This window comes from Chloroflexota bacterium, from assembly GCA_009840625.1.
GTDB lineage: Bacteria > Chloroflexota > UBA11872 > UBA11872 > VXNJ01 > VXNJ01.
Window position 1 is genome coordinate 2,907 of sequence record VXNJ01000014.1, and the last position, 21,874, is coordinate 24,780.

Consider the following 21,874-nt stretch of genomic DNA (forward strand, 5'->3'; position numbering starts at 1 on the left):
TTTTTTTTTTTTTTTTATTTTTTTTTTTTTTTTTTTTGGGTTTTTTTTTTTTTTGGGGGGGGGGGCGGGGGGTGGTGGGGGGGGGGGGGGGCTGGGCCCCCCCCCCCCCCACCGCCGACCCGCCGCCGTTTGCATTGGGCCTGCCCGCTCCCGCCGCCGGTGACCTGCGGCGGCAAGCGCCGTCGGCCAAACCGCATTCGTTGCCGGCAAGCGAACTGGCGCGCTCGGGACGGGCCCGCACCGGCGGCTTTGGATTCAACCGCTACCAACAATTGACCAGGGTCCGACCGGATCGTTTTGCCGGCAAGCGCCGACCGCACTTGCGGCGCTTCCGGGGCGGGCGCTCGTAACCGCCGCGCGCGGGACTGACACTCCATGCCATTACCGGAACCGTCCTTCTCAATCGGGGTGGAGGAGGAATACATGCTGGTCGATCTGGGGTCCCGCGATCTGGTGGCCGAGCCGCCGCCGGAGCTGACCACCGCCCTCGAGGACCAGCTCGGCAAGCAATTCAGCCGCGAGCTCCTGCGGACCCAGATTGAAGTGGGGACAAAAGTCTGCAACGACATAAGCGAGCTGCGCGATGATCTGGCGCGGCTGCGCGGGGCGGTATCCGCGATCGCCGGCGAATACGCGATGGCCCCGATAGCGTCATCCACTCACCCGTTTGCCAACTGGCGCGTGCAGAAGGTCACCGACCGCGAACGGTACCAGGCACTGGGCGACGATCTGCAGGTAGTCGGATCGCGGGCGCTGATCGGCGGAATGCACGTGCACGTGGGAATCGAGGATGACGATCTGCGCATCGACTTACTCAACCAGTTGACCTACTTCCTGCCGCACCTGCTGGCGGCCAGCACTTCCTCGCCGTTCTGGGAAGGGGAGTTGACCGGCCTGATGTCGTACCGCACAAGCGTCTTTTCGGAGCTTCCTCGGACCGGGCCGCCGGAGCAGTTCGAGAGCCACGCCGATTACGTGCAAACCGTCGCGGTCCTGCAGGACGTGGGCCTGATCGACGACGCGTCCAAGATCTGGTGGGACGCCCGGCTCAGCAAGAGTTTCCCGACGATCGAGATGCGCGCCACCGATATCTGCACCGACATCGACGATGCGATCTGCTTGGCCGCCGTTTACCGCTGCGTCTTGCGGATGCTCACTCGCCTGCGGCGAGCCAACCAGCGCTGGCGACGATACTCCCCCCTGCTGATTCGCGAAAACCGCTGGCGCGCGCAGCGATATGGAATAGATGCCGGACTGGTGGACTTCGGACAGGGCGAAATCAAGTCATTTGCGGACCTGTGTGAAGAATTGCTCGAGCTGATCGCGCCGGACGCCGGGTATTTTGGATGCATGAGCGAGGTGGAGCACCTGCGCACGATCGTCAAACGGGGCACCAGCGCCCACCGGCAGATCGACGTGTATCGCGCCGCCCTGGCCAACGGGGACTCGGACGAAGTCGCGTTTTCGCGGGTCGTCGACCACTTGGTGGCCACGACCGTGGCCGGGGTTGAACCCCGCTCCCACGGTGACACCTCCGTAGCGGCCCGCCGGTGAGCGAGCCTGGCGTGAGCGACCCCGGATCGGTCCGACCGGCTGCTGCCGAGGATCGGGACTCGGCGCCAGCGGATGCGGTCCGCGCCCCCGATTCGGATCAACCTGAGGCGGCCAGCGAACTCGAATCACGGCAGCTGGCCGACGCCCTCTACGGGGTCGGTCGCTCGCCGATCATCGTGGCCCGCAACGTCAACTACCGCTACCCCGCTGGCGAACTGGCGCTCCGCACGGTCAATTTGACGATCCGGCGCGGCGAGTTCGTATTCCTGGTCGGGTCGTCTGGTGCCGGCAAGACGACCCTGATCCATCTTCTAAACCGCGACTTGGTGCCCAGCAGCGGATCGATTTACATCGACGGTGTAAACACCGCGCGCCTGACCCGTTCCGAGATTCCGCGACTGCGGCGCCGAGTCGGGGTGATATTCCAGGACTACAAGTTGCTGACCCGCTACACGGTCGGTGAAAACGTGGCCTTTGCGCTGCGTGTAACCGGCGGATACGACGGCGCCGCCCAGCGTCGGGTGCGGGAAGCGCTGGCGACGGTTTCGCTGGCCGACCGGGCCAACGACTACCCGTTTCAGCTCTCCGGAGGCGAACAGCAGCGGGTCGCGATTGCGCGCTGCCTGGTCACCAAGCCCCCGATCGTGATCGCCGACGAGCCGACCGGCAACCTGGACCCCGAGATCGCGCGCGAGACGATTTCGCTGCTACTGCGGATTTCCGAACTGGGTACGACGGTGATAGTTGCCACCCACAACCGCGAACTGGTCAACAGTCTGCGGCAACGGGTGATCGAACTCTCCGGCGGCAGGCTGGCCCGCGACGAGATCCGCGCCGGCTACACCGCCGACCTGCTCGACGCGGACGCCTTCACGTCGGCGCAATCTCCGGCCGAAGATCCGTCGGATGACTAGCGTCCACACCCTGCAGTACGTGTTCGCGGCCGCGTTCGCCTCGATGTGGCGGAACCGGCTGACCACGGTGGCGGCGATAGTCACCACGACGGTCATGCTGCTGGTGTTTGGACTTTTTCTGGCCGCCAACGACACCCTGGAGCGCATGGTCGATGCGCTGGGCCGGCGCACCAACATGGTCGTCTACCTACGCGACGACGCGTCCCCGGTCTGGATCTCGCAGACGATCGCGGATTTCCATGCCCGCCCGGACGTCGCCGAGGTCATCTTCGTCTCCAAGGAGCAGGCGGCCGACGACCTGCGGGCGTCGCTCTCCGAACTGGGCGAGGTGCTCGACGTGATCGGACAGAATCCGCTCCCGGCATCGATCGAAGTGCGCATGGAGGATCCCGCCAACATCCTGGAACTGGCCGAGGCGCTGCGCCAGGAGACCGATCAGATCGAGGAGGTGCTGGTCAGGGCGGACGTGATCGAGCGGCTGCTGAATGCGTCGCAACTGGTGACCATCGGGGGCGGACTGATGATTGCCCTTTTGGCCCTGGTGGCGCTGCTGGTGATCGTGAACACGATCAGACTGGCGGTGCACTCGCGACGCGAGGAAATCGAAGTCATGAAACTGCTCGGGGCCACCGACTGGTTCGTGCGCGGACCCTTCCTGATCGAAGGCGCCGTCATCGGCCTGATCGGATCGGTCGTTGCGGCGTTCCTGACCCTGGTCATCTACATACGGGTGGTGCCGGTGGTGAATTCGCTGATTTCGTTCCTGCCGGTCCGAACGGCCGCTTTCTTCTGGGTGAACTTGGCCCTATTCATCGTTCTCATGGGCCTGATAATCGGCACTCTCGGATCTTATTTCTCGGTTCGCAACGCGCAGATGTAGCTTGATTTTGTTCAGCAACGTTTCCAAGTCCTACGGGCGTTCGCGCAACGTCCTTGAGGACATCAATCTGTTAATTGCCCGCAACGAATTCGTATTTCTGATCGGCGCCAACGGGGCCGGCAAATCGACCCTGCTCAAGCTCGCCACGCTTCAGGAGGAACCGAGCGCCGGCACCCTGATCATCGGGTCTCAGCGCGTGAACAGGCTCAATTCGAAGGGGCGCGCCCGGCTGCGTCGGCGACTGGGAATAATCCCGCAGCAGAACCGGCTTTTCTACGACCGCACCGCCTATGCGAACGTGGCTCTGCCACTGCAGGTGACGGGCGAGGGCGGCAATCGGCTGCGCGCGCGGGTCATGGCCGGGCTGGACCGCGTCGGCATGGCCGACCAGGCCGATACCGTCGTCAATGAAATGTCCGGCGGACAGCAGCAGCGCGTGGCGATAGCCAAGGCCCTGGTCAACGATCCCGAAATCCTCATCGCCGACGAACCGACCGAAGCCCTGAGTCCCTCGGCGTCGCAGGCCGTGATGGAGCTGTTGCTGCAGGCCAGCAGCGAAGGAATCACGGCGCTGGTCGCCACCCACGATTCGGCGGTAGTCGACCGATTGCGCCGCCGCGTGGTCAAGCTGGAGGAAGGCCGGGTCGTGGCCGACGTGCCGGCCGGCGGATTCGATGACTAGGTTCTCGCGCCGGCTGCTGCTGCGCGGATCGGCCCTGGCCGGGGTGGCCGCGGTGGCCGCGGCGGGCGCCCCCAGATCCGACGCCGACGAGCTTTCCGACCTGCGCAGCAAATTGGCGGCCGCCGAGCAGGATCTTGAATCCTCCGGCCAGTCGCTGTCGGCTTCCGACGCGCTGCGGGCCGCCACCGCCGCCCGGTCCTCGGCGCTGCAAGTGCAACTGCGGGTGACCGACGAAGCGCGATTCCGGGAACTGGTCAGAGCCCAGGAAATCGACTACCAGCTCGACATCGGGGCCCTAGAAACCGAACGCACGCGGCGCGAGATCGCGGACCTTGAATCCGAGTTCGAGTTCATCCGGCGCTCGGTCGGTTCGCGCATCCGGGCAATCTACAAGGCCTCGCGCAGCACCAGCCCGCTTACCCTGATCCTCTCCTCGGACTCGTTGACCGAGGGGCTGGACAAGGTGGCCGCGCTGGAGCAGGTGCTGCGCCAGGACCAGGACGAGATAAAGCGGCTGCTGGCCAAGCGCGAGGAAATCCGGCTGCGCTACGACCTGCTCAAAGACCAGCAGGACAACCTGGGCCAGCTGCGCGAACAAAAGGCCGCTGTGCAGGCGGCGCTGGATAGGCGTTGGGAAGAGCATCTGCAGCGGGTCGAGGAGGTCAAACGGCAGCAGGCCGGCTACGAGTCCGACGTGCGCGCGTTCGCCGCCGAACAGTCCGCGCTTGGCGGGCAAATCGACTACCTGAAACAGCAGATCGAGGACGAGCTGGCTCGGATCGAGCGCGAGCGGCAGATAGCGGAGGCGCGGCGGCGGGCGGCCGGATTGTCCGGCGGAGCCTATTTCCCGCCGCTTTACGGGATCGTAACCACCGAGTTCGGTGGCTGCACCTACGGACAGTGCCCGCACCTGGGAATCGACATCGCCGCACCGCTGGCCACGCCGATCGTGGCCGCCTCCAGCGGAGTGGTCATCAAGTCGGGCTACGCGATCGCCGGCAATCGCTGGGCCTCTTACGGGATGACCGTGATAATCGCCCACGGGACCCACGAGGAGACCCTTTACGCCCACCTAGCCGACACCAGCCATCCGCCCACCGTTAGGCAGGGCGACACGGTGATCGTCGGCGACACGATCGGCTACGTCGGCGTGACCGGCTGGACCACCGGACCGCATCTCCACTTCGAGCTCCGCCGCAATGGGGCCCCCGTCAATCCCCGCGACTCGATCCAGTTCGGTTTCTAGGGATGGCGATGATCGGCCGAGTCCGCCAACGCCTGGTCGGGGCCATGATCCGCCCGCTGCCCCTGATCGGAGCGCTGCTGCTGGCGGTGGCCGCCCTCCTGGGCGGTATGCTGCTGGGCAGCTCCGAGCTGCCCAGCCCGTTTCGCGAAGGACACCCGGACCCCGAGGACGCCGCCCTCCTGGAAGAGGATTTCGCGGTCTTCTGGCAGGCCTGGTCGACGCTGCAGGACAACTTTTACGCCGGGCCGCTGGATTCGCGGGAACTGATGCGCGGCGCGGTCGACGGGATGGTCGGCGCGGCCGACGATGCCCATACCTACTTCCTGCCGCCCGAGCGGGCCGGCAACCACCGCGATTGGATCAACGGCACCTTTTCCGGAATCGGAGTTTCGATGTCGCTGGAGCCGGATGGAGCGGTCCGGATACAGCGGGTGTTTCCGGGCACGCCGGCGCACGACGCCGGCCTGCTGGCGGGGGACCAGATCCTATCGGTCGACGACCGGTTGCTCTCCGACCTGCCGCTCGCCGAGGGCCTGTATCTGATCCGCGGGGAGTCCGGCACGGTGGTGGTGCTCGACGTCTATCGTCCCGGCACTGACGAATCGCTCAGGTTTGAGATCGAGCGCTCGCGGATCAGTCCGCCCACGGTATGGGCGCGCCAGATCGATGGATTCGGGTTCGTCGAGCTGACCCAGTTCCGCTCGCGCACCGCCGGCGAACTTCAGGACGCGCTCGCCGAGCTATCCGACGCGGGCGTCGCCGGAGTCGTCCTGGATTTGCGCGGCAACGGGGGCGGATTCTTGAGCTCGGCCCTGGGAGTGGCCTCGCAGTTCTTGCCGGAGGGAGTAACGGTCGCCTATCAGACCCAGCGCACCGGTCCCAACGTCCGGCACCGCACCGGCAGCGACGGCGAGGCGCTGCGGATGCCGCTGGTCGTGCTGGTCGATTCCGATACCGCCAGCGCGGCCGAAATCGTGGCGGCGGCCCTGGCTGACAATCGCCGGGCCCCGCTGGTGGGGCAGCAGACCTACGGCAAGGGGTCGGTGCAGCTCAGTTTCGACCTCGCCGACGACTCGCTGGTGCGGGTAACGGTCGGCAAATGGCTCACCGCCGGCGGGGTTCCCATCGACGGCGCCGGCCTGGAGCCGGACGTGACGGTCAGCACATCGTCGCAGCGCGATCCCAACGACGATGATCTGGCCCTGGCGGAGGCGCTGCGCCTGATGCGCGCCGACGCCGGATGTTGCCTGATCCAGGACGCGGCGGCCTGACGGTGGCGCACTCGCGGCACGGCGGCATGGAGGCGTTCATGGAGCCGGACACCGGCCCGGCGCACGCCATTTTGGATCCACTCATCGAGGGCCTGATCGGAACGCTGCCGGTGTGCCAGTTCTCCACGCGCCGGTTCATCGCGGTATTCATCGCCGACCCCGAGCGTGCCGAGGCTTACAAGGCGGCGCTGAAGACCCTCGGCGACGATCCCGATCTGGGGTTGATGGCCCTGCACGGCCAGGTCATATCGGTTGCCCTGCGCAACGACCGGCGGCTCAAGTTCGCCGGGTTCGTGCGCGAAGACGATCCCGAGCACGTCGACCCGTTCTGCCACAGTTCCTGGTGGCGCAAGGAGGAATGACCCCGGCCGAGGATCCGGGAAGGGCGGTCGCGTTCTTTCTCCGGGTCGACCCGGCCGTCCTGGCCGACCTGGGATCCCGGCCCCTGCGGGCGACCATCCTGCGCGGCGGGATCGCGGCGCTGGCCGGATTCGCGCTCACCTACCTGCTGCTGGCCACGATCACCTGGATAGTCCTGGGCGGGTTTGCAATTGACGTGAGTCCGGTGACGATCCTCGGCACCGGCGCCGGTCCGCTGGTCGCCGCCTGGGCGGGTTCCTTGCTGGCGCTGCCTCTGGTCCGCGCACTCACCCCGCACCTGCCCGGCCTGGCGGCGCTGGCGGTCTACGCCCTGCCCGGCGCGGCCCTGTTGTCATCGGTATTGATCTGGGCGGCCCTGGCGCGGGTCGCGATCGTGACTGCGTGGGGCGACACCGCCCGCCCCTGGCTGCTGAGCGACCTGCAGAGTCTGCTGGGCCGCGAGGAACAGCTCTGGGCCGCCGCCTTCGCCGCCGCACTGGCGGCGCTGCTGCTGGCGATCCCGCTCTGGCTGCGGATCTGGCTGCGCCTGAGCCCGGCGCCCGGTGCTGCCAACTCCCGGTTCGCGCCCGCCGGCCCCGATTTGCTCGCCTATCACGATCGGGTGCGCGCCACCCGGGTCGAAGCGGGCGAGTTCAGCCAGCGGCCGCGCGCCGATCTGCCGGCCCTGGCCGGTCGCGACGACATTAGCGTGGTGGAGCGCGACAGCAGCAGCCGCATGCCCTCCTGGCTGGCTGCGACCGCCGGGGCAAATTCCATGCTGGGCAAGCCCGCGGTGGCCCTGTTTCTGATCTGCCTGCTGCTGCGGGCCTTTCTCACCGACCCCGGCCTGGAACGCTTCCCCAGCAACGACACGGCGGTGTTTTTCCTGGACGGCTTGCGATCCTCGCGGACGCTCACGGTGCCGCTGGGCCCGGAGGTTTCCGGGGTGCGGATTTTCGCGCTCTCCGGCAGCGGGGTGGTGGACGTGTTCGTCCCGGCGTTGTTCGAACGCGAACCCGATAGTTTCAGTTTCCTCAGGGCCGCGGAAGCGGACCCTTTGCCCAGTTTCGACGTCGACCTGGCCGGAGCGGAAGCGGGCCGGGGGGAGATCGTCCTGCGGAACCGCTGGCCGGGCTCGGTCCGGCTGGAACTGCGGGCCCTGCAGCAGTTCGGCGACGGTGAACTGGCGGTGGCCGTAGTCCTGGCGGTCGCCAGCGCGCTGCTGATCGTTTCCGGGGCGGTATTGGCGGTCCTGGGGTTTGCGAACCTGCGGTCCTACCTGTCGGGCTAGATGAACCGCGATCGCCCCTGGCAGGTGCTGGTACTGGCGGCCCACTGGCCCGGCGAACCGCGCGGCGCGCTGCTGCAGGCCGCCGCCGCCGCTTCGGACTTGGCCGGAGTGGTGGCAAACACGCGGCTGCTTTACCCGCACGGATCGCTGCCGGGCAAGGGCAGCGGCGACGATCCGTTCGCGCGGCTGGAATCCGATCCGGAATTCGGACTGGTGGGCCTGCCGGCGCCGGGCTGGTCCGCCCGCACCCGGCGGATCGGATTCGCGTTCAATGCGTTCCTGTACGTGAGCGCGCTATCGGGACCGCAGCTGCTGCTGGTTTCCGATCGCCTGGTCTGGTCCTGGCTCGGCTGGTTCCTGCGCCGGCGCCGCAAACGACTGGTGCTGGAAATGACCGGCGGCTCGGCGCCCGACGCCGCCTGGGTGCGCGCCGCCGCGCAGGCGGATGCGGTGGTGGCCAGCAGCGAAGACCAGTTCGAGGCGCTGGCCGGCGCCGGGATTGATGCTTCGCGCATTTTTCTGACCACCGACCGGCGGGCGATGGCGCGCCTGCTGCTGGGATAGTCGGGCACCGGCCGTCGACAGGCTTCCCAACCAGTCGCATAAGATTGTTCAACACCGCTGCGGCGAGGCCCATCCACGCGCGGCCGCCGGCATCATCTTCCCGACTAAGCGAGTCCCATTTGTCCCGATTCAACCGTTTGTTATTGCGTCCGCTGGTCGTCATTGTGCTCCTGGCGTTGGCCAGCACCGTACTCATTGCCTGCGAAACCCAGGCCGAGACCGAGGCCCGTGAAGCTCAGGAACTCGCCGACCTCGGGACTGCCGGCGACGTCTTCATGCAGGCCATCCTCGCCGAGGGTCCTGATTCGGCCGGCGCCAATTCAGCGCTTTCGACCAAGGCCAGGCTCTATTACAAGGACAGCGAGGAATTCGGCGATCTGATCGCATACCTGTCCATCGGCGCCTACTCCGGCGTTGATCTGACCGGTTACGAATTGGTCACCTCCGAGCGCAACAAGAGCAAGGGCCGCGTTCTGGTGAACTTCAGTTACGCTGATGGCAGCTCAGCCCAGACCTACCTGGGAGCCCTGTACGTGGGCGAGCGAGGCAGCAAGGAATGGGTTATCGACGCCATCGGCGACGGTGTTGACCTGTTCATTCCGGGCGACGTCAACTTCTAAATTTCCGGCCCGCGGGCCTCTCCTGCTGCAAAAATGGGCGCGTTGACGCGCCCCGGTTTCCAGCAAGAGTTTTGATTTGATGAAGATCGTCATTGCCAGCGAAGGCATCTCCGCGAGCATCGACCGCCTGCGGGCGGCCCATCCCGATGTCGAGGTGGTGGTTCCCGACAGCGATGCCGAATTCGCCGAGGTGGTGGGCGACGCCGAAGTGGTGTTCGACCCCTTCCGGCGCCCCGGCGGACTGGCCGCCTGCAAATCGGCAAAGTGGGTCCAGACCGGCGGCGCCGGCGTCGAAAAAGCGCCGCTGGGCGAAGTCAAGGGCCGCGGGATCACCCTTACCAATGCCGCCGGCGTGCATGCGATACCGGTGGCCGACACCGCCATGGCCCTGTTGCTGGGAGTTGCCCGGCGATTGAACTGGGCGGTGCGCAACCATCTGGCGCACTGCTGGGCCCCGGACCGCGGGACCTACGAACTGGTCGGCAAGACTGCCGGACTCATCGCGCTAGGCGGGATCGGAATCGAGGTCGCGCGGCGCCTGAAGGGTTTCCAGATGCGGATCATCGGGGTCGACGTGGACCCCGGGATAACGTCCGAATTCGTGGACGAGGTGCGGCATGTTGACGAACTCGGCTGGCTGCTGGGTCAGTCGGACGTGGTCGTGGTCTGCGCGCCCGACACGCCCGCCACTCACCACATGTTCAATTCGACCACCTTCGCCCAGATGAAGCAGGGCTCGATCTTCGTGAACGTTTCCCGCGGCGGACTCACCCGCACGCCGGACCTGATCGCGGCGCTGGATTCGGGCCACCTCTGGGGCGCCGGCCTCGACGTCGTTGACGAGGAGCCGCTGGGCCAGGGCGACCCGCTCTGGCGAAGGGAAGACGTCTTGATCACGCCCCATATCGGCGGTGCCTCGACCGCCCGCGACGAACGCCTGGCCGACCTTTTCATCGACAATGTCGGTCGCTACAAGTCGGGCCGGCCGCTGCGCAACGTGGTCGACCTGGGCGAGGGCTACTAGTCCCGGTTGTGCGGGCGGGTCGTCAAGGAACGACCGCCGACGCCGTCAGCTGACCGGCATCGCCCGCCGCGGCGCTACGTAAACCTCGTCGGTCCCGCATTCGACCAGGAATTCGATCAGCAGGCGCTTGAGGCGCTCGGCGCGCTCGGGGTTCTCCGCGATCACGTCGCGTTCGTGGCGCGGATCAATGAGGTCGTTAAAGAGCATCGGGGTCAGGGCGACGTCGTTGGCGCGCTCCTGGCGGGCGACGCGTTCGCGGACCGGAATCCACCACGGGTCGCGCAGCGTCGCGGTGCCGCCGCCGAAACCGTAAAGGGAGGCCGGGGAACGTTCGGTGACCGCCCCGCCCAGGTAGAGGCTCCAGCCGTCCGCGGTCACCCGCGCCGGCCGGCCGGCCACCTCGGCGATGATCGAGTGGGCCGAGATCGCCGCCGGACGCACCTGGCCGTGCGAACCGTTCATCAAGCCGACCAGCGAATGGCCGGCCAGTTCGTCCGGAATCGCCAGCCCGGCCAGCTCCAGCAATGTCGGGAGGATGTCCTGGGGGTGGGCGTAGCCTTCGACGGTGCTGCCCGGACGGGTGACGCCGGGGACGTGGGCCACCATCGGAATGTGCGAAATCTCCGGCCAGAGCGGAATCGCCTCGCTGTACCCGGCCAGGCCCAGATGCTTGCCGATGATGTCCTTTTCGCCGAACAGGTAGCCGTGGTCGGAGACGATGATGACCGCGGTGTCCTCAAGCAGGTTCAGGGTCTGCAGGGTGTCCAGGATGCGCCCGAACCAGCGGTCCACCATCGCCACTTCGCCGCAGTAGTGGGCGTGCGCCGAGAGCAGCTCCTCGGGTTCGAGGAATTTGGAAACGTGGTCGTAAGCGGGGAAGGTCATTCTTTCCCGAATTGACGGGTAGAACTTCTCCACGTACCAGTCCGGCGGGTCCCAGGGCTCGTGCGGGTCGAACGTGTCCACCACCAGCAGGAACGGCTGGTTGCCGCGGTTGCGCTCCAGCCAGTTGGCGGCGCGCCTGAACGTGGTCGGGGCGAAGTAGTCCTCCTCCTGGCGGGCGGCAAGGGTGGTGCGCGTATGGTTGCGCCAGGAATTTATGGTGGCCCGGACCTTGGCAACGTCGAAGGGCGGTTCCAGCTCGGCGTCGGGCGGATCCAGCCGCACTGCGTCGTTCTCCTGGCCCCGCACCCAGTCGAACGCGCTAAAGCCCCGCGAGTAGTTGAACCCCTGGCGGAAGATGTGCGGGGTGTCGGCCACCAGCATCGACCGGTAACCGGCCTCGGCCAGGTACTCGCCCATGGTCACCTCCCCGGGCGGCAACGGCGCCCACTCGTGATAGGTGAACACCGGCAGCCCGGTCAGCATCTCGTGGCGGTTCAGCACCGTGGGAAACGAGGAGACGTAGTAGTTGTCGAACCGCGCCCCCATCCGGGCCAGGCGGTCGATGTTGGGGGTCTCGACCTTCCAGCGGCCGCCGGACGCCCACCTATCGGGCTGATCGTCGTAGCAGCTGACGTGATCTCGCCGCAGCGTGTCGGAGACCACCACCACAAAGTTCATGGACTTAACCCTTTGCTCAGCGGGCCAACACCAATTTAAGGCCCGCTGAATCCGCGGGCGGCGCTGCGAAGGCCTACCCGGCCGACCCTTGCCGGTCCTTAGGGGTTGAGCAACACCTTGCCGGTGGTCTTGCGACCCTCGAGCATGTCGTGCGCGGTCCTGGCTTCGGCGAGCGGGTATTCGAATTCGATCCGCAGCTTGAGCTGGCCGGCGGCGATCCAGCCGAAGACTTCGGCCGAGCGCCGCTCGAATTCCGGGCGCGTGGAAATGTAATCAAACAGCGAGGGCCGGGTCAGATACAGCGAGCCCAGACTGTTGAGCAACAGCGGCTCGATCGGATCTGGGGCCCCGCTGGCGTTGCCGAAAAGGGCCAGCAAGCCGCGGCGCTGCAGGGATTTCAGGCTGCCGATCGCGGTGGTCTTGCCGACCCCGTCGTAGGCGACTGCCACGCCCTGTCCGTCGGTAATCTTCCCGACTTCGGCTACGAAATCGGATTCGGTGTAGTTGATGACCTCATCGGCCCCGGCGGCCCGCGAGAGCTCGGCCTTGGCCGGGTTCGAGACGGTGGTGATGACACTTGCGCCGATCAGCTTGCACATCTGGGTCAGCAGCAACCCGACCCCGCCCGCGCCGGCGTGGATCAGGCACCACTGACCGGCCTGCAGGGGGTATGTGCTCTTGCACAGGTAGTGAGCGGTCATTCCCTGCAGCATCGCCGCCGCCGCGTCACGCAGGCCGACTCCGTCGGGAACCTTGACCACCTGTGCCGCGGGCGCCAGCAGGTACTGCGCGTAGGAACCAGACACCGAGGACCAGGCCACCCGGTCGCCGGCACCGAGCCCGGCCACTCCCTCTCCCGCCGCGGCCACGGTCCCGGCGCCTTCGAGGCCGATCACCAGCGGCAGTTCGAGCGGATACAGACCGGTGCGGTGGTAGGTGTCGATGTAGTTGACGCCGGCGTGGGCGACTTTGATCAGAACTTGCCCGGGTCCGGGGTCGGGGACGGGGAGATCGACGAGGGCGAGGGCGTCGCTGCCGCCGAACGCGGTGATCTGAATCGCTTGCATGATGGATGTTCCCTGCTGGGCCGACGGAGCGGGCGCCGCAGTCGCGCCCGGTCCAATTCCTAACTAGATTAAGGGGCTGGCGGCCACGCCCAACGGGTGCGCGCCGCGGCAGGCCCTGGACAAACCAAAGGAAGCAAATTGCCGCCAATCCGCGTCGGGGTGATCGGGTGCGGCGCGATCGCCCAAATAATGCACCTGCCCTACCTGCGCGAACTGGACGACCGGTTCGAGATAACCGCGATCTGCGATCTATCCCCTTCGCTGCTTGCCTACATCGGCGATCGCTACGCGGTGCCCCGGCGCTACCGGGACCATCACGAATTGATCGCCGATCCGGGTGTCGACGCGGTCCTGATCCTCAGCGGCGGCGATCACGCGTCGGTCGTCATCGAGGCCCTCCGCGCCGGTCGCCACGTCCTGTGCGAGAAGCCGCTTACCTACACGGTCGCCAACGCCCGCGCGGTTGCTGCGGCCCAGGCTGAATGCTCGGCCCGCCTGCTGATGGGATATTCGGTCGCATTCGACCCGGCCGTGGAGGCGATCAGGGGCGAGTTGGCCGGCTGGGAAAGACTCGATTACGTCTCTTTGCAGATCTGCAATCCGGAGAACACCGCGACCTACGCGCACCTGGACGTGCGCAGTTTCCCCGACACGCCCGACTGGGCCCGGGGGGCGACCAGTCTGCTGGACGATTCCAACCCGGTGATGGGCCAGATCGAATCGGTCATCGGATCAACGCCGGACGCGGCGATGGCGCAGGCGTTCTTCACCCTGCACGGCTCCTGCATCCACGAGACCTACACGTTGCGACTGCTACTGGGCGAGGAGCCCGAGATCATCGACGCCCGGGCCTGGGACCAGGGCCGCTGCGTGGCGATGACCGTGCGTTACCCGGATGAGGTGGTAGTCCAGCAGAGCTGGATCTTCAATCACGGCCTTATCGACTACCGCCAGGCGCTGGTCGTGGTCGGCGGATCAAAACGGCTCGAAGCGCATTGGCCGTCGCCGTACCATCCGTCGGCGCCTACCCGCTTTCAAGTTCGCGAAATGCAGGATGAGGCGGTAATCGCCCGAACCGTACAGGCTTCCTACGAGGAATCGTTCAAGCTCGAACTCTTACATTTCCACGATGTGTGCTGCGGCCGCGCCCAGCCGCTGCACAACGCCCGGCATGCCGTCCTGGACACCGCCCACCTGAACCGCGCCGCCCAGCTGGTGCACCAGAACATGGTCTAGCCGTCGCCGGCGACCGGGTCGCGGTCGGGGACGAAATGGTGCGACTGGACCGTTTCCAGGGTGTCCTTGTCAAGGACCTGCAGCCCCTTGCCGAAATCGGTGGCCGCGAAAAGCAGCTGCCCCTCGGCGTCGGGCCAGATCCACATCGCGGGGCTTTGTATGTCGGCGAAACGCACCCGCCCGCTGTCGAGATCGATCATGGCGACGCTGGGGTACTTGTAGTTGACTCCGTAAATTCGGTTCCGCGAGGGATCGAATGTGAGCGTGATCAGGTCGGCGGCGAATTGGACCGGATCGCCGATGGCGCCGCTGGCCAGATCGAGCGGGGTCAGGCTGTCGTTCAGCGCGGAACCCATCCAGAGCGTTCCGGTGGCCGGGTCCAGGGTCGTGGCCGAGATGTATTCGGGCAGACCCTCGATCGTGCGCACCGACATTTCATCGGCGGTGTCGAAGACCTGCAGGGTCCGCGACCACCAGTTGAGCACGTAAACGTGTGATCCGCCGGGATCCAGGAGCGGAGAAAGGTCGCGGGAGTCCAACTCGATCTCGTGCACCAACTGGTTAGCGGCCGGGTCGTAGACGAACAGTACGCGTCGCCGCCGGAAGGCGTTGTCGTGGGCGAAGACGTACTCGCGCGAGCCGTCGGTGCCCAGGTAGAGCACGAACCCCGAGTTGAAGTAGAAGTAATTGGAGATCTGGCGCGAGGCGACGTTGATCGCCGCCAGCGCGGGCTGTTCGAACCCGGCCCGCGGGATCTGATAGACGAACGCGACGGGACGCCGCCGCCGATCGTCCGGATCGCTGACCAGCTGGCGATCGGCCACCAGGCCGGACCGGCGGTCGATTTCGATCGACGAGAGCACGAATCGGCGTGGATTGTCCGGGTCGGGTATGACAAGGCGCGAAGGATCCGGTTCGCCCAGCCGCATGCGTACCGTCACCAGACCCTCCAGTCCCAGCTGCGCCGTGGCGCTCAAGGGACGGTGGTCCAGTGCCATCGCCCTGACTTCCACCGGCCCCGGCGGCAACCCGGTGAAGCTGGCGACGCCGTTGCTGTCGGCCTGGCCGCGCGCCAGTTCGCGGCCGAAAGCGTCGCTGACCAGCACGTCCGCTCCCGCCCCGGTCCCCTCTACGGCCGTGACGGCGACGTCCAGTTGGTTGGCCGGCGGCTCGATCAGGAACCCGGCCACTACCCGACCGCCACCGTCGGCGTATCCGGCGCCGATGAAGGCCCGTTCCTGCTCGGGCCGGATCGCCATTGCCGGCAGGGCCACGACGGCCTCGAATTCTCCCGAGCGCGAAGTGACGATCTCGCCCAGGCCGATCGCCAGGTCCGCCTGCGGATCCGGTTGCTCGGCGGCCAGCTCCAGGCTCAGCTGGACCCGCTGGCGGGGATTCCAGCCACGGCCGAACACGGTGATTTCGGAACCGGGCGGCCCCCCGGCGGGGATGAGCCGCAACCCCTGCCCGGTAGCCGATACCGCGCTGACGCTGCCGCCCTGGGCTCCCCCCGCGATCCCCAGGCCGACGATCACGGCCACCGGCAAGACCACCAACAGGGCCAGGACGCCGGCCAGGGCCACGGCGGTTCGGGTGCGCAACGTGCCGGCCCTCTCTTCTTACCCGGGGCTGTTTCCGGTTGCCGGCATCAGACCGGGGTCAGGTAGCGCGCCCCGAAGGAGGATGGATCCGGAGAACTGGCTGCCGGCAGGACTTCGCGCGCCACGAACTCCAGGCTTTCGGTCCTGAGCACCTGCACCGATTGCCCGCCGCGGCTGCCAAGCAGGAGCAATTCGGATCCGGGCGCCGACCAGATCCACTCCACCGGTTCCGGCAGCGGGGCCAGCTCGACGATCCCCGGATTCTGCATGTCCACCCTGGTAACCACCGACGAGAAATAACTTGCCCCGTATAGATGACGCCCATCCGGATCAAGCCAGAGCGTCGTTACTCCATCCAACTTAACGAAGGTCCGCGTGACTATGCCGGTCAACAGGTCGTAGACCCGCAACTCGTTGTCCAGCGCCGAAACCAGGTACATCTTCTGACCGGTCGGGTTCAGGATGGCCGCGCGGGTGAAGCGGGGTAGTCCGGTCAGCTGATCCAGCCGCCAGCCGGTCCGGGCGTCGATCACGTCGATTTCGCGCATGAACCAGTCGACGACGTAAACCCGGGATCCGTCCGGCGAGATCATCGGGTCCAGCTCCTCGGGCCCGAACGGGACCCGGCGAATCAGGGAGCCGTCGTCGCGATCGATCAGATAAAGCGATTGCGTGCGCCAGTACGAATCGTCGGTGGCGAACACGATCCCGGCCCGGTCGTTGCGGCCCACATATACCACCCGCGCCGGCTGCGTATTCTGGAATCCCTTGATCCGATTGGCGACCGCCAGCACCACGTCCAATTCGCTTGGCCGCGGCACCCGGGTCGGCAACTGGAAGAATATTCGGAATCCCGGATTGGGCACATCGGTGATCCATCCGTCGGAAAGAGTGGTGGTGGGCGTGAACGGCGCCGCGATACCGGCGATCGGATCGAACTCGACGTACGTGAGCAGACCGCCGCCCGGACTGTCCGGGTGGGGCAGCACCAGGCGTTGACCGGACGAGGCGGTCAGTTGAACGTCTATCGGCGCCGGCGCGTCGGGGGAGCTTTCGGGGATGGTCATCGACAGCCGGGTGGGGAAATAGCCGAGGGCCCGAATCGTAAGGTCGCGTTCCCCGGGTGAGAGACCATCGATCGTGGCCACGCCGGTCCCGTCGGTGGCGACCGTGGTCGCGGTCCGTCCGAACCGGTCGTTGACCGAGATCCGGGCGCCGTTGATCTCGGCACCGGTATCGTCGGACACCCGCACTGCGATCCGGGTCGGATAGGGCTCGACCTCGAACTCGGCGGTTGCCAGTCCGGACGCCTGCTCCAGTTCTTCGGCGGCGCCGTTGGCCTGAATCTCCGCCCGCGCGTCGGCGCCGTCGAACGCCAGCGGCGGGATCACCAGCGAGATGTCGAATTCGCCGCTGCGCGAAGCCAGCACCGAGCCCAGGGTCAGGTTCAACGGATCCCGGCCGGGCTTCTCCACGACCAGCAGCAGGTCTATCGGCTCCCGCGGCTGCCAGCCCTCGCCGCTAACCGTGACCTGGGTTCCGGGCTGTCCGGTAGCCGGCAGGATGGTTATCGTCGCACCGGTCGCGGTCTTCCCGCGCGCCTGGCCGCCCTGGCCGGATCCGTAAACGCCCAGGGCTACGATTGCTGCGACCGGAATCAGCAGCAACAGCGCCAGTCCACCGGCAATGATCAGCGAAACTCTCAGCCGCATTTCCAATCTTGGCAAAGAGATGGCGCGCCGCGAAGTGCTGGGAGCCTAAGCTTTGGCAGTACGACCATCGCCAAGGGCGGTAGCCGCGTCCGTAACCGCGGGCTAACGGCCGGGCAGTTAAAGCGTGTCTGGTAGTTTCCAAGCTAGAAGGAATCTGAACGTGATGAAGATGCATGTCGGCGCCGAATGGACCGAGGGTTCGGACCAGTTCGAGGTGCTTTCGCCCTGGGACGGCTCCGTGTATCAAACGGTCCCGGCGGCGACCGTGGAGGATGTTGACCGCGCAATTCGGACCGCCGAAGTCGGCGCCCAGAAGATGGCGGCGATGACCGGGTTCGAGCGCTACGAACTGCTGCACCGCGCGGCCGACCTGATGGTCGAGCGTGGCGAGGACCTGGCCCAGACGATTACCCACGAGATGGGCAAGATCATCAACGAGGCGCGCGTCGAAGCCGCCCGCGCGGCCGAGATCATCTACCTCTCGGCAGAAGAAGCCAAACGACTCGGTTCCGAGGTGATCCCGCTGGAAGGCGGGCCGGGCGTTCGCGACAAGTTCGGATTCACGATCCGCGTGCCCTGCGGCGTGGTGGCCGCGATCACGCCCTTCAATTTCCCGCTGCACCTGGTCTGCCACAAAGTCGGACCGGCCCTGGCGGGGGGCAACGCCGTGATCAACAAGCCGGCTTCCGACACGCCGGTCGTGGCGCTGCGGCTGTGCGAGATCCTGCTGGACGCCGGCGTTCCGCCCGAGGCGGTCCAGACCATTACCGGCGGCGGAAGCGTGGTCGGCAACGCCCTGGTCTCCGATCCGCGGGTCCGCAAGATCTCGTTTACCGGTTCGCGCGACGTCGGCGAGGCGATCTCCAACGCCGCCGGCATCAAGCGCGTGACCATGGAACTGGGTTCCAATTCGCCGGTGATCATCATGCCCGACGCTGACCTCGAAAAGGTCAACGCGGCCCTGCTCACCACCGGATATTCCAACGCCGGCCAGGTCTGTATTTCCACCCAGCGGATCTACGCCGACCGCTCGATCTACTCTGACTTCGTCGACTCGTTCGGCGATGCGGTGAGCAAGATCGAATACGGCGACCCCCGTTCGGAGAGCACCGCCATGGGCCCGTTGGTCCGCGAGAGCGATGCGGTCCGGGTCGAGCAGTGGATCCACCAGGCGGTCGCCGACGGTGGGCGCCTGGTTACCGGCGGCGGACGCGAGGGCGCGTTTGTCGAACCCACCCTCCTGGCCGACATCGATCCCGCTCAGCAGTTCTCGTGTGACGAACTGTTCGGGCCGGCGGCCGGCGTGACCCCGGTCGAAACGATCGACGAGGCCATCGACCTGTCCAACCGAACCCGCTACGGCCTTTCGGCGGCGATCTTTACCGAAAACATCGGGAACGCAATGCGGTTTGCGCGCGAGGTCGATTCCGGCAACCTGCACATCAACTTCGGCACGCAATGGCGCACCGACCTGATGCCGTACGGCGGGGTCAAGGATTCCGGCCACGGCAAGGAGGGGCCGCGCTACGCGGTCGAGGAGATGACCGAGACCAAGATGGTCGTGCTCCACCTCTAGAACCCGCCCGGATCGGGTTCGCCCGACCAACCCTTGCAAAGGAGTGCAAATGGCTGACGTAAAAGTTACCGTTTCACGGCGCGGGCCGCTACTGGTGCAGGGCGCCGGCTCAATCGAGCTGGTGGATGCCCGGGGCAATTCGTTTCCGGTGGAGAAGGACTCAATAGCCCTCTGCCGCTGCGGAGCCTCGGAAAACAAGCCGTTCTGCGACGGCTCGCACCGCGCCTGCGGATTCGACGACGAAACCAGCGCCGCCTAGGGCCCCAACCGACTAGGGAACCTGTACGGGCGGCGGCGGCAACGCCGTCGCCCGTAATCGTTCGCGTTCCCTTCGACCGCGGCCGTCCCCCGCCCTAGACCTTGGGCGTCCCGCCGACCCAGAAAATCTCCGATCCCGAGGCCAGCAGGTCGACGAAGCTCTGGTCGGCTTCGTAGAAGATGACCAGATCGTGATCGCCACCCTCGGGGTCCAGGGCCGCCCCGCCGATCGATTCGACGATCACCTGGCGGCGTTCCACGACCGCCCCGGCCGACGCTCCCGGACGGTCCGCGAATTCGGCGGCCAGTGCCGAGTCACCCGGCACGTACAGGTAGATGACCGGATTGTGTTCAACTCCCTGGCCGTCCTCTCCCTGCGGGCGGATCGTGATGCGCAGCGACCCGGCTCCGTAAAGGTGGTATCCCGGCGGCAGGTCCGACTGCATGATCCGGAACTCGATCTGGCCGGCCAAGGGGGCCAGGATCTCAGAACCGGGTCCAATCTGGGCGGTGTGGACCGGTACGTACTCTCCGCCGGCGCCGAGCAGGACCTCGCGCCGGTCGGGAAGGGCGATCGCGGTCAGGCAGGCCTGGGCCGAAAACGGCAGGCTGGCGGCATACGCCGGCGCCGCGTCCAGCGCGGCCGGATCGGCGGGCGCGCAGGCGACGCCCGGATCCAGCAGCGTGCCTTCCTCCTCCGGCAACGGCCGGTTGGGGCGGTCATCGACCGGCTCCGGCGAAGGGGTGGCCGGGACGGGCGTAGCTGTGACGGGGGCGGCCTCGATCGTGGGAACCGGCGTCGCCGTCGCCGCGGGTTCGGGCGCCGGTTCCTCCGGTCCGCAGGCGATAAGCAGAACCGGCAGGAAGAACAGGATCAGCCGGCGGATCAATGCAGTTTGCCTCCGTCCGCGTCGCTGGGCATGTCGCCGGGATAGTCGCTGCAGATAGCTCGCGCTCCGGCGGCAACCATTTCACGATAAAGGTCGGCCCGGTTCACGGTGAACGTCCACAGCGCGATTCCCTTTTTGGCCAGCGCTTCGGCGACCGCGGGTCCCCGGACGAGCCGATGATCGACGTTCAAGCCGCAGGCTCCGGCGTCGGCCAGGGCTCCCGCCGTACTCGCCAGAGCAGATGGTGCGAGGAGATCGGATGCTTCGCCCGAATGCGGAAAAAGGATGGGCAGCGTGCGGACTCGGTGCGGGACAAGCAGCGGGACGTCGGCGATGCGCATGCCGGTCAGCCAACAGCTATCGCGCAATCCCAGGCGGTCGATCATCGCCAGCAATGGGACCACCGCGTTGCGGTCCTTCAGGTCAAAATCCCAACCGGCGCGGTCCCCGACCAGCTCGAAGGCCGCCTCCAAGGTCGGCACTCCCTGATCGGCAAACCGCGGATCGAAATGCGAACCGGCATCCAGTCCGGCAAGTTGCTCGGCCGATTGTTGGCCGGCATTCCCTGAACCGTTGGTTGTCCGGTCGAGCGCATCATCGTGTAGGAGGACCAGGTTTCGATCGGCGCTGCAGCGCACGTCCACCTCGATCACTTCGACACCGAGTTCTAGGGCGTGCTCAATCGCCGCCAGGGTGTTTTCGGGCCGGTGTCCGGCCCCGCCGCGGTGGGCCACCAGCAGCGGCCGGTGCGCGGGAATGTTGACTGCATTCAATCGGGTTGGCCAATCGTTCGATCAGGGCGCGCCGACTCGGCCCGCCTAGGCCTCGTCGATCCTGAATCCAGCCCAAGTCTGCCGCCATCCCCGATCGCGGGCAAGCCGGACCTGCCGATACATCGCCCGACAACGGGCGGACGGACAGGGTAAGTCCGCGGTGACCGGGTACGCCCGGAGGGATTCGAACCCCCGACACCTGGTTCCGAAGACCAGTGCTCTAATCCGCTGAGCTACGGGCGCGCGGCAGAATTATCCGCCAGCGCGACCGGCGTTTTTGCCGATCGAGAACTTCAACATGTGGCTTGTCCGTGATTCCCGTTCCCCGGCAGCAGATCCCTGGGCGGCACCCGGACGGACCGCCCTGAACCCTGAAAAATCGGTGGTCGGCCGGCGTGGGCGAATCCCCAATCCATCTATAATTCGTCTGCGCGCCGCCCCCGGCCAGGTTTGGCGGCGCAGCCCGCCTTTCTTTCCAGCTCCCTAATTCCTCTATGCCATCGCCCCGAAATCTGCGGATGCAACGCCAGCGCGCCAAAGTCGTGCGCCGGCAGCAGGCCCGCCGCCTGCGCAACCGCTTTTTCCGCACCACCACCCGCACCTTGGTCGGGAAGGCCCGCCGGGCGATTGCCGGGGGTGACCGTGAGGCCGCCGCCGGGGCGGTCGGAGAGGCCGTGAAGCAGCTCGACAAGGCCGCCGGCAAGGGCGTGCTTCATCGCAACAACGCCGCCCGGCGCAAGTCACGCCTAATGGCCGCCTTCGCCAAGGCATTCGGCGCCTAGCGGAACCGGC

The 21,874-nt window shown here is 66.6% G+C and carries 22 protein-coding genes, 1 tRNA gene and 1 pseudogene (1 of these 24 running past the window's edge); 17 read left to right on the forward strand and 7 right to left on the reverse strand.

Annotated features, from left to right (window positions below; translation table 11 throughout):
• The 12 genes and pseudogenes from F4X41_08330 to F4X41_08385 all read left to right on the forward strand — a co-directional run.
• Positions 1-350, forward strand: a pseudogene (locus F4X41_08330) (hypothetical protein); it begins 1,516 nt to the left of the window's first position.
• A 25-nt stretch (positions 351-375) separates the two neighbouring features.
• The gene (locus tag F4X41_08335; GenBank protein MYB17018.1) at positions 376-1,554 is read left to right on the forward strand and encodes a carboxylate-amine ligase; all 1,179 of its coding nucleotides are present in this window, start codon (positions 376-378) and stop codon (positions 1,552-1,554) included.
• Between the two features lie 170 nt (positions 1,555-1,724).
• A complete protein-coding gene (gene ftsE / locus F4X41_08340) occupies positions 1,725-2,468 on the forward strand; it encodes a cell division ATP-binding protein FtsE (GenBank protein ID MYB17019.1) in 744 nt (247 codons plus the stop codon).
• Positions 2,461-3,348 carry an ABC transporter permease gene (locus F4X41_08345; protein ID MYB17020.1) on the forward strand — a complete coding sequence of 296 codons (888 nt, stop codon included), beginning with the start codon at positions 2,461-2,463 and terminating at the stop codon, positions 3,346-3,348. Before ftsE ends, F4X41_08345 begins: the two co-directional genes overlap by 8 nt.
• Entirely contained in the window at positions 3,320-4,030 is a 711-nt protein-coding gene (locus tag F4X41_08350) for an ATP-binding cassette domain-containing protein (GenBank protein ID MYB17021.1), read from the forward strand. Before F4X41_08345 ends, F4X41_08350 begins: the two co-directional genes overlap by 29 nt.
• On the forward strand, positions 4,023-5,276 hold the full coding sequence (locus F4X41_08355; protein MYB17022.1) for a peptidoglycan DD-metalloendopeptidase family protein: 1,254 nt from the start codon (positions 4,023-4,025) through the stop codon (positions 5,274-5,276). Before F4X41_08350 ends, F4X41_08355 begins: the two co-directional genes overlap by 8 nt.
• A 2-nt stretch (positions 5,277-5,278) precedes the next feature.
• On the forward strand, positions 5,279-6,547 hold the full coding sequence (locus F4X41_08360; GenBank protein MYB17023.1) for a S41 family peptidase: 1,269 nt from the start codon (positions 5,279-5,281) through the stop codon (positions 6,545-6,547).
• On the forward strand, positions 6,520-6,909 hold the full coding sequence (locus F4X41_08365; protein ID MYB17024.1) for a hypothetical protein: 390 nt from the start codon (positions 6,520-6,522) through the stop codon (positions 6,907-6,909). The genes F4X41_08360 and F4X41_08365 overlap by 28 nt, the downstream gene beginning before the upstream one ends.
• Positions 6,906-8,198: a hypothetical protein gene (locus F4X41_08370; protein ID MYB17025.1), complete on the forward strand. Its 1,293-nt coding sequence runs from the start codon at positions 6,906-6,908 to the stop codon at positions 8,196-8,198. Before F4X41_08365 ends, F4X41_08370 begins: the two co-directional genes overlap by 4 nt.
• Positions 8,199-8,762: a hypothetical protein gene (locus tag F4X41_08375; protein ID MYB17026.1), complete on the forward strand. Its 564-nt coding sequence runs from the start codon at positions 8,199-8,201 to the stop codon at positions 8,760-8,762.
• A 137-nt stretch (positions 8,763-8,899) separates the two neighbouring features.
• Entirely contained in the window at positions 8,900-9,382 is a 483-nt protein-coding gene (locus F4X41_08380; GenBank protein MYB17027.1) for a hypothetical protein, read from the forward strand.
• A gap of 79 nt (positions 9,383-9,461) precedes the next feature.
• Positions 9,462-10,406: a D-2-hydroxyacid dehydrogenase gene (locus tag F4X41_08385; protein MYB17028.1), complete on the forward strand. Its 945-nt coding sequence runs from the start codon at positions 9,462-9,464 to the stop codon at positions 10,404-10,406.
• Positions 10,407-10,451: 45 nt separating this feature from the next.
• Here the strand turns inward: F4X41_08385 and F4X41_08390 are convergent, their stop codons facing one another.
• Both F4X41_08390 and F4X41_08395 read right to left on the reverse strand, forming a co-directional pair.
• The gene (locus tag F4X41_08390) at positions 10,452-11,969 is read right to left on the reverse strand and encodes a sulfatase (GenBank protein ID MYB17029.1); all 1,518 of its coding nucleotides are present in this window, start codon (positions 11,967-11,969) and stop codon (positions 10,452-10,454) included.
• 98 nt (positions 11,970-12,067) lie between these two features.
• Positions 12,068-13,036: a quinone oxidoreductase gene (locus F4X41_08395; GenBank protein MYB17030.1), complete on the reverse strand. Its 969-nt coding sequence runs from the start codon at positions 13,034-13,036 to the stop codon at positions 12,068-12,070.
• 138 nt (positions 13,037-13,174) lie between these two features.
• Between F4X41_08395 and F4X41_08400 the strand changes: the two genes are divergently transcribed.
• A complete protein-coding gene (locus F4X41_08400) occupies positions 13,175-14,272 on the forward strand; it encodes a Gfo/Idh/MocA family oxidoreductase (protein MYB17031.1) in 1,098 nt (365 codons plus the stop codon).
• Here F4X41_08400 and F4X41_08405 read toward each other — a convergent pair.
• Together F4X41_08405 and F4X41_08410 are read right to left on the reverse strand one after the other, a co-directional pair.
• Positions 14,269-15,873 (reverse strand): hypothetical protein, encoded by a 1,605-nt coding sequence (locus F4X41_08405; GenBank protein MYB17032.1) that lies wholly within the window; start codon positions 15,871-15,873, stop codon positions 14,269-14,271. The genes F4X41_08400 and F4X41_08405 overlap by 4 nt on opposite strands.
• A gap of 47 nt (positions 15,874-15,920) precedes the next feature.
• Positions 15,921-17,585 carry a hypothetical protein gene (locus F4X41_08410; GenBank protein MYB17033.1) on the reverse strand — a complete coding sequence of 555 codons (1,665 nt, stop codon included), beginning with the start codon at positions 17,583-17,585 and terminating at the stop codon, positions 15,921-15,923.
• 163 nt (positions 17,586-17,748) lie between these two features.
• Between F4X41_08410 and F4X41_08415 the strand changes: the two genes are divergently transcribed.
• Both F4X41_08415 and F4X41_08420 read left to right on the forward strand, forming a co-directional pair.
• Positions 17,749-19,161 carry an aldehyde dehydrogenase family protein gene (locus tag F4X41_08415; GenBank protein ID MYB17034.1) on the forward strand — a complete coding sequence of 471 codons (1,413 nt, stop codon included), beginning with the start codon at positions 17,749-17,751 and terminating at the stop codon, positions 19,159-19,161.
• Positions 19,162-19,210: 49 nt separating this feature from the next.
• Positions 19,211-19,420: a CDGSH iron-sulfur domain-containing protein gene (locus F4X41_08420; GenBank protein ID MYB17035.1), complete on the forward strand. Its 210-nt coding sequence runs from the start codon at positions 19,211-19,213 to the stop codon at positions 19,418-19,420.
• Positions 19,421-19,514: 94 nt separating this feature from the next.
• Here the strand turns inward: F4X41_08420 and F4X41_08425 are convergent, their stop codons facing one another.
• Entirely contained in the window at positions 19,515-19,892 is a 378-nt protein-coding gene (locus F4X41_08425) for a hypothetical protein (protein MYB17036.1), read from the reverse strand.
• Positions 19,893-19,931: 39 nt separating this feature from the next.
• Here F4X41_08425 and F4X41_08430 point away from each other — a divergent pair, with 39 nt between their 5' ends.
• Positions 19,932-20,354: a hypothetical protein gene (locus F4X41_08430; protein ID MYB17037.1), complete on the forward strand. Its 423-nt coding sequence runs from the start codon at positions 19,932-19,934 to the stop codon at positions 20,352-20,354.
• Here the strand turns inward: F4X41_08430 and F4X41_08435 are convergent.
• The gene (locus tag F4X41_08435) at positions 20,306-21,082 is read right to left on the reverse strand and encodes a glycerophosphodiester phosphodiesterase family protein (GenBank protein ID MYB17038.1); all 777 of its coding nucleotides are present in this window, start codon (positions 21,080-21,082) and stop codon (positions 20,306-20,308) included. The two genes, F4X41_08430 and F4X41_08435, sit on opposite strands and share 49 nt — an antisense overlap.
• A 169-nt stretch (positions 21,083-21,251) precedes the next feature.
• Positions 21,252-21,325: transfer RNA gene (locus F4X41_08440), tRNA-Arg, on the reverse strand.
• Positions 21,326-21,600: 275 nt separating this feature from the next.
• Between F4X41_08440 and rpsT the strand changes: the two genes are divergently transcribed.
• On the forward strand, positions 21,601-21,864 hold the full coding sequence (gene rpsT, locus F4X41_08445; GenBank protein MYB17039.1) for a 30S ribosomal protein S20: 264 nt from the start codon (positions 21,601-21,603) through the stop codon (positions 21,862-21,864).
• The last annotated feature ends 10 nt before the right edge of the window (positions 21,865-21,874 follow it).